The 7864-nt window shown below is 33.6% G+C and carries 7 protein-coding genes; 3 read left to right on the top strand and 4 right to left on the bottom strand.

From position 1 onward, the window contains the following. The 3 genes from Q0W25_RS08565 to Q0W25_RS08555 form a co-directional block, all read right to left on the bottom strand. The coding region (locus Q0W25_RS08565) for a transposase (protein ID WP_298521166.1) at positions 1 to 840 on the bottom strand (840 nt) is incomplete at its 3' end. Between the two features lie 508 nt (positions 841 to 1348). Continuing rightward, complete coding sequence (locus Q0W25_RS08560; RefSeq protein WP_298521164.1) at positions 1349 to 1837, bottom strand: hypothetical protein; 489 nt, start codon at positions 1835 to 1837, stop codon at positions 1349 to 1351. A 291-nt stretch (positions 1838 to 2128) separates the two neighbouring features. Continuing rightward, positions 2129 to 3493: an MATE family efflux transporter gene (locus tag Q0W25_RS08555; RefSeq protein WP_298521162.1), complete on the bottom strand. Its 1365-nt coding sequence runs from the start codon at positions 3491 to 3493 to the stop codon at positions 2129 to 2131. Positions 3494 to 3538: 45 nt separating this feature from the next. Here Q0W25_RS08555 and Q0W25_RS08550 point away from each other — a divergent pair, with 45 nt between their 5' ends. After that, positions 3539 to 3865, top strand: a complete 327-nt coding sequence (locus tag Q0W25_RS08550) for a hypothetical protein (protein WP_298521160.1) — start codon at positions 3539 to 3541, stop codon at positions 3863 to 3865. A 35-nt stretch (positions 3866 to 3900) separates the two neighbouring features. Here Q0W25_RS08550 and Q0W25_RS08545 read toward each other — a convergent pair whose 3' ends face one another. Beyond that, on the bottom strand, positions 3901 to 5655 hold the full coding sequence (locus Q0W25_RS08545; protein WP_298521159.1) for a YhgE/Pip domain-containing protein: 1755 nt from the start codon (positions 5653 to 5655) through the stop codon (positions 3901 to 3903). 282 nt (positions 5656 to 5937) lie between these two features. Between Q0W25_RS08545 and Q0W25_RS08540 the strand changes: the two genes are divergently transcribed. Together Q0W25_RS08540 and Q0W25_RS08535 are read left to right on the top strand one after the other, a co-directional pair. Then, positions 5938 to 7518: a hypothetical protein gene (locus Q0W25_RS08540; RefSeq protein WP_298521157.1), complete on the top strand. Its 1581-nt coding sequence runs from the start codon at positions 5938 to 5940 to the stop codon at positions 7516 to 7518. Beyond that, positions 7508 to 7864: hypothetical protein (locus Q0W25_RS08535; RefSeq protein ID WP_298521155.1), on the top strand; the 357-nt coding region annotated here is incomplete at its 3' end. The genes Q0W25_RS08540 and Q0W25_RS08535, both read left to right, overlap by 11 nt.

Below are 7864 nucleotides of genomic sequence, written 5' to 3'. Positions count from 1 at the left end.
TGTTGTTCCGTTTTCTAGTGTTATTGTTAGTATTCTTAAATTTAAGTGTTTTATTTTGCTGTATTTTTCTTTTAGGGTTTTATTGTGGAATTTTTTGAGTCTGTCTTTTGTGATTTCTAATTGTATTTCTGAGTCGTTTTCTGTTATTTTGTATCTGTCGTCGATATAGTTTTTATCTTTTAATCTGACGATAAAATAACTATTCAGGGACATTATATTGGCGTATAGTTCCATTGCGTTGTATCCTCTGTCAAAAATGAAAATTGATTTTTCTGGTGTGATTAAATCTTGGATATTTTCTATGTTTTTGTGCATTAGTGGTAATTCTGCCTGTTTGTAGTTACCTATGATTCCATCGAGTATAAATCCGTTTAATAAGTCCATTATTGATGAAAATTTGGCTTGAGCTGGTTTTCTGTATTTTTCTGTGTCTTTGATTTGGAATTCCTTTCGAACTTCTTCAAAATCTGGAATTTCAAAATCAGATCCGTCACCACCAAACAATCTAAATCCTTTATAAGTCTTAAAAAAGTCGTAATTTTTGTGATAATTTATTTCAAGCAGATATTGTTTGCTTATTTCTTTAAATACGATTGGATGGATATATGTTCGTTGTTTGGAAAATGCTTGTCTTGTTATTTGTTGGATATCTGTTGTGAAATTGTCTTCGACGAAGTCTTCAAGATCTGCCTGATTGGAGGTTCCTTTGTTAAAACAAAGGAAAATCACATAATCCTTAAATGAAAATTTACTGTTTCTTGTAAATTTATTTTCTCCAATAACATATTTATCAATAGGTTTTACAATATTGTCAAACGTATTTTTAATATAGTAAAACATAAAGCATCACAACACCATATTGGGAAGAAATAACATTAAAATCGATGTTTTTTCTGTTTTTCAAAGATTTAACAACAAGTTTCTTAAATTCTATTTTTTGGATGAAAATAGAAAAGTTAATTAGTTTCTTTCCCCAATATAGTACTGAGGGTTTGTTATTTTTTTGCATAATATATAATATTCCCTCAATCCTTAATAAAACTTTGTATTACTCTCAAAATCTATTTTTAAAGCATAAATACTTTTAATAAAAACTATACTTACATGAATATCAACCATTTAAAAATTAAAGAAATTTTCACCAACACCAAGCAAAATGAATAGCGTAGCAATTAAATTAGTTTAGAACTATACTGCTTGCAGAATAATAAAAGACAAATAACTATTTAAACAAACAAAAACAAACAATAAAATATTATTTTTAAAAAATAACAAAGATACACACTATATATTATCAATAAAGTAATAATATACTAATAAAAAGAAAAATAAGAATTTTTAGAAAAAATTAAGTTGACGACATTGCATTTTTTTTGCAGATTAAAGGCAAAATTTCAAGATCGTGGAGGTCTTTTTCATCAAGCATTTCCCTGTTTCTCATTTTGCATTTTATCCTGTTCAAGATGTCCTCAGCACGATTGTCCTCAACCTTTGCCAGTTTGATTGTAAAATCAGCTTCGGATTTTATTGTAAACTCCCTGACGCAAACGTCAATGTTGTCGGGACAGATTATATAAATTGAAACTGGCTTGTGGTGTTTATCGTATATGTCTTCGGCAAGTTCGACATAATTTGCAAGCTCTTCTTCATCAAAATCCCTTTCCTGGAATTCCAAATCGATGAATTCTCCATCTTCTGTAATAAATATGTCTCCGCCCTGGTGAATGTTTTCATCAATTTGCAGTTCCTCTGCACTGACGCAGCATCTTATTTTTCTTTTGTCTTTAAATGTTTCTCTAATGAATTCGGTTTTTAGTTTGTCATATTTTTTATTCATATTATAACCTTTGAAATTTAATTTGCACTAGTTATATTTGAATTGGAAGTTTATAAATGGTTATGTTCTTTTTTAGAGCAATTTAATAAGGTTAAATCAATTTTAGGTGATGATAACAATATTGTTGTGTGGATGTAAAAAAAATTTAAATTTCATTTTCAATAACATTGTGGTGATTAAATATAAATCAAATTAATAAAGAATGTATGACTAAATGGAATATCTGTGATGCGTAAAAAAAGAAGGTGTTGGTTTTTATAATGAAAAAAGAGTGAAATAAGAGTTAAACTCTTAATTTCCAAATTTGGCACGTGTCCTTTTAATTTCGTATCTTGCAAAGAAATAGTTTAAAACACTTGCAATTGCTCTTCCAATACATAATCCTAGCCAGATTCCGACAAGACCAAAGTTAAATATGAATACTAATACGTAAATTAAAGGAACTACAAATAGGATTTCCCTCAGTATCGTAAACATCAAGCTGTAAATTCCTTTTCCGATTCCCTGATAGAAAAAGCTTGAAGGAATTCCGATTCCTGTTAAAATTAGACATGGGCATACGATTTGGAGGTACTCTACAATTCCAGGCACTAAACTTGCGGTTTCAGGAGTATATGCAAAAATTGTAGCTAGGGGTGTAGCAAATATTACTAGAATTAATGTTATTGCAGTTCCTAAAGCGAGACCAAATTTAGCACCATATTTGTGTGTTCTTGACAGGTAATCTCCATTTTTTGCACCATAAGCACTTCCGGATACTGCAATAACTGCAGACCCGATTGCTGTTAGAGGCATTATTGCAAATAGGTACAATCTCTGTCCTGAGGTGAATGTGGCGATTCCGTAGTCTCCGCCAATAATTGCTATCACAATCAAATAAATTGACATTGCAATTGCCATAATGAGCATATCCAGTGCAGATGGGATTCCTACCTTAAGGATGTCTTTTGATAATTTTGAGTCGAATTTAAAGTTTTTAAGGCTAACATCAATGTATGTGTCCTTTTTGATTAAAATCCAGTATAGGATTATTATTGCTGAAATGGCGGAGCTGACTACTGTTGCAAGTGATGCACCGGCTGAACCTAATCCGAATGTATATATGAATATCGGATCAAGGGTTGCATTCAGAATGACAGTGGCCACAACAACATACATTGCACGTTTCATGTCCCCTTCGCCACGAAGGATTCCGCTGCAACCATTTCCAAACATCAGACCAACCAAACCTAAGAATAATGGTGTGGCATAAGCAACTGCTTCATTCAATGTTTGTCCGGTAGCGCCATAGCTTCTAAGCAAGGGCTCCTGTATTATTATAAAAACGATTGTCAATACAATTGATGCCACTAAAAATATAAACAATGATTGCGTTGCTGATTTGGTGGCCATTTCACGATTTTTTGCCCCAATAAATCTTGAGATACTACTTGTTGCACCGTTTCCAAGTCCCACGCTCGCTCCATTCAACACCATAAATATAGGTGTTACAAATCCTATTCCTGCAATTGCTGTCGGTCCAAGTCCAGCTACCCATATTCCGTCAACTATATTGTACAATGCGGTTAAAATCATTGAAATCATGATTGGAATGGCTAGCTTTTTAACAGCCTTTTCAGGTTCTCCCCTCATTAACTCCACATTTTTGTTTGCCATAATCTTAATATTGAATAAACTAATATTTAATTAATAGGTGATACTGTGGATTATGAAACAATTATCCAGGAAAAGTTCCCGAACTGTGATGTTGAAGTGTTGACTCCTGACATTTTTGAAATTGAAAAGTTAGTTGAATACATTAACGATGATATCGTGGTTTATAAACCCTTTTCTATCATGGTTTACAGGCATCTTATTAGGTTTTTGATGAATGTCGGCCATAGGGGCAAAATCTACTATTTGGATGGGTTTTCGGATGATGATTTGGAGATAATCCATGCGGGGCTTTTGAAATTCACCTGGCGTAGCGATGTTAAGATAAATCTCTTCAAAAATGCTGACCCTGACAGGGATGTTTTGGATCTGTAAAAAAAATAAAAATAGTAGAAGTTGATAAACAACTTCTAAAACAAGTCACTTTCTTCTAATTTTTCTTCAAAGTAATGTGATGCCTCATCTGCTTTTTCCTTAATAATCAGACATATGATGACTGTAACGATACCGATAGCTAAAAGAATAATCAAACTAGGCCAATAATTTGACCAGACCACTCCAAGCTGTGCTTCACGCACTAATGAAATTCCATAAGTCATTGGCAGATATAGGCTAATTGTTTCGAACAATTTAGGCATGATTTCAATTGGATAGATTCCTCCGGTTCCGGATATTTGGAATACCAAAAGAAGCACGGCAACACCTTTTCCGACAGTACCTACGGCGGAAATTATGGAATATATTAAAATCATAAAGACTACCGATACCAATATTGCCGATAATATAAACAGAAGGTAATTGCTGACATAAACACCTAAAAGTAATGCTCCAATAAGGGTCACGGATGCTTGAAGTATACTTAAAATTATATAAATTAAAAGTTTTCCGGTATACATCTCAAATGGGGAATATGGAGTTCCTACACTTGATTTCGGCTCAATAAGAACGCAGGTAATCAAAGCTCCGACCCACATTGACAATACGATGTAGAATGGTGCTACTGCAGATCCGTAATCAGGGACTGGAAATACTTCATGCCTGTCTAATTTTATTGGTGCGAAGAAATAATCTCCGAGCAGGGTTTCATTGATTCCGGTTATTGCTGAAAGTGAATCTGCGGATGATGCTAATCCTGATGATGCTGTGAATAATGCTTGTGCAGCCGCATTTGAAAGTAATTCTGCACCTGCTGCAAGGCTCACTGACCCTTGTGCCAGTTCTCCTGATTTTTCTGCAAGTTCTGCAGATCCTTGTGCCAGTTCACTAGATTTTTCTGCAAGTTCTGCTGAACCTTTGGCAAGTTCGCTGCTGCCGTTTGCAAGTTCAACATTTCCTTGTGCATAATCTTTTACAGGTCCGTCAGGCATTAATGATGGATCCACTGACCCTTGAATTTCTTCTGAGCCCTCTTGAATTGTTTCTGCAGCGCTGCTTGCGGTATTCGCTCCTTCCTGAATTTGTGATGAATATCCGTCAATCGTTTTTGACGCATTGTCAATTTGGCTGGCTCCTGAAGATACCTGGGCAGCTCCTGAAGATACCTGTGATGCGCCAGATTGAAGTTGAGCCCCTCCGCTTGACAGTTGGCTGGCTCCTGAAGCAAGACCTGATTGCAGTTCTCCGAGTTTACCATATGCTGCAAGGTTTATAATTTCAACGATTTTTGCATTAAGCGAAGTATATATTGCATTAGCGCCCGCATCAGTCAATCTGTTAGCAACAGGATTTGCCTTAATGTTCACGACATATTCAAGTTTTGCCTGTTTCGGGTCATCGCCTGCAATCGAAACGATATTCTCACTCAGATTTTTGGGTATTACGATTCCAGCATAATAGCTTCCGTCATTAACTCCTTTTCGCAGTTCATCTTCCGTTACAAATGTCCAATCAAATTTTGAATTGTTTTTTAAATCTTTAACAAGTTCATTCCCAATATTTAGCTTAGTGCCTTCAAAATCAGCTCCCTTATCCAGGTTCGCTATTGCAAACGGCACATTGTCCGTTTTCTCATAAGGGTCCCAGCACGCTTCAACATTGATAAGCGCGTAAAGTGAAGGCAGAATAACTATCCCAATTAATAATAGTGTCACGATTGGGTTGGCAAATGCACTTTTAAAATCATTTTTCATTAATTCAGCAATTTTGCCAATATCTTTCCTGCTCATTTAAAACCTCTGTTTTTATTTAAACTATTAAGAAGAATTAAATATTTGGAAATTTACTAATCAAAAGCATGTGTTTGTTTTCTTTAATTAGTCATAATCCATTAAAATATTAAATAATAATTAATACTCAAATATTAACCTTCATAGTATATATTTTATTAAATTAATATAAAACTATTTTCATATTTGGCCAAAACTATCTTTTTTTCATTATTTCACCTAACAAATATATACTCATAAAATAAAAATAGTATATGATTTTAAATGATAAGGAGTTTTCACATGAATTTTAAAAGAAATGTAGTTGTTTTTACAATATTGCTTTGTTGCATATTATTCAGCATTTCCTGCGTTGTAGCAAGTGATGCTAATGATACTGGGATAGCTACTTATGAAAATCAAGTCAATGAGGTTAATGAAGAGATAATCGCTGCATCCCAGGGCGATATTATTTCCAGCAGTGACGAGGAGGTAATAACTGCATCTCAAGATGATTTGATTTCCACTAGTGATAAAGGAACATTCACTGAATTACAGAATCTAATTGATGGTGCTCTTGATGGTGCTACAATAACTTTAGAAAAGGATTACAGTTATGATAATGCGTTCAACAACCCTCATGGAATTCTTATTGCTAAAAATTTGACCATTAATGGAAATGGCCATACATTAAACGGATTGTCAAAATCAAGAATTTTATTTACCTTATTTGGCATTGGGGAAAACAATAAGATTACTTTAAACAATATAGTCTTTAAAAACGGTTTCACAAAGTTTTATGGAGGAGCAATATTGAATTTTGCAGATTTGACAGTTAACAAATGTGTCTTTGAAAAGAATTATGCCGACACCACTGCCGGTGCAATCTGTTCTGTAGGATCTTTAAACTGCAAAAATAGCAATTTCAATAAGAATACTGCTAATGGCAGTGGAGGTGCAATTTTCTCCCTGAATTTGGATAGCAAAATTCAAATCATGAACGGCACTGACATCAAGGTTATTGATTATCTTGTGGGTATGGCTTCTCTTGTCGATAACATCAGTGCATATATTGATGAGTTCAGCGCATATGTCAATAATAGCGACCCGATTATTGTTTCCCATCTCAAAAGCATGAAGTCCAATGTCATGAACATGAGCTTAAATATTTTAAGCGGTGATTTTAATCTTGGGAACCTCGCTTCATATTTTGTCAGCATGAAGAATAGTATTGCAAATATGAATTCCGAGCTTAAGGCTATCGCTGCACATGTTAAAAATGTCAACTCAGAGCTTAAGCTTGTTGATTCCTATGTTAAGAATATGAGTGCTTATCTCAATAAACTGAATTTCAATCTAAACGATATTGTAAGCTTTGTCAATGAAAATGAAATCATTTCCGCTTTATTGAATGATGTTTCCATTAAATTTGGCACTGATAAGATAAGCAACTGCAAATTCACAAACAATGTTGCATTAGGACGTGCAGGTGGTGCAATTTATGCATTTTCCCACATTAACATAGATTCATCTACTTTCACTTCAAATAAGGCTGATCAAGTGGGTGGTGCAGTGTATGCTGCCAAAAACTTATATCTTAAAAACTCCAAATTCACTAAAAATAAGGCTTCAATCTACGGTGGTGCAGTTTATTTCAGATTCCATGAACTGTCAGGTAGTTATGATAAAAATGGCAACTGGAAAAGTACTGTAAAGTACTACAAAGGTTCAATTGAAAAATGTGTTTTCACACAAAACGTTGCAAAAAATCGTGGAGGAGCAATATATGGATTCAAATATTCCAAAAAGCCTAAACTTTCTGCAGTAAATGCTGTAAAATGCACTTTCAGTGATAATCAGGCTGATACTTATAATGAACAATAACCGAATAGAAAGCATTAAAAATAATATTCCAAATGGACTAAATAATATAACCAATAAAAAAACCAACGAAAGTACCATAAGTACTCAAACTATAAATCATTTAAATATTCCAATCAAAAAATCTGTATCAATTCCTGTAAGTAAAGAATTGGCTAAATATACTGAACCAAGTCTTAAAAAAAAAGAATTATTAAAATTATCTCCTAAATTTACTTTAGATAACGAATATAATAATATCAATAAAACCGAACCAAGAAATAATAGTATTATCCATGGTCATAAATATTCCAAGCATAATTATACCAAAAGCGAATTTGAAATTTTGAAAACACAAGAAGAAGTACCA

This window comes from uncultured Methanobrevibacter sp., assembly GCF_947166415.1.
In the GTDB taxonomy this organism is placed as follows: Archaea; Methanobacteriota; Methanobacteria; order Methanobacteriales; family Methanobacteriaceae; genus Methanocatella.
The sequence above is the reverse complement of the archived record's forward strand: the minus strand, read 5'-3'. Positions and strand labels throughout refer to the sequence as shown.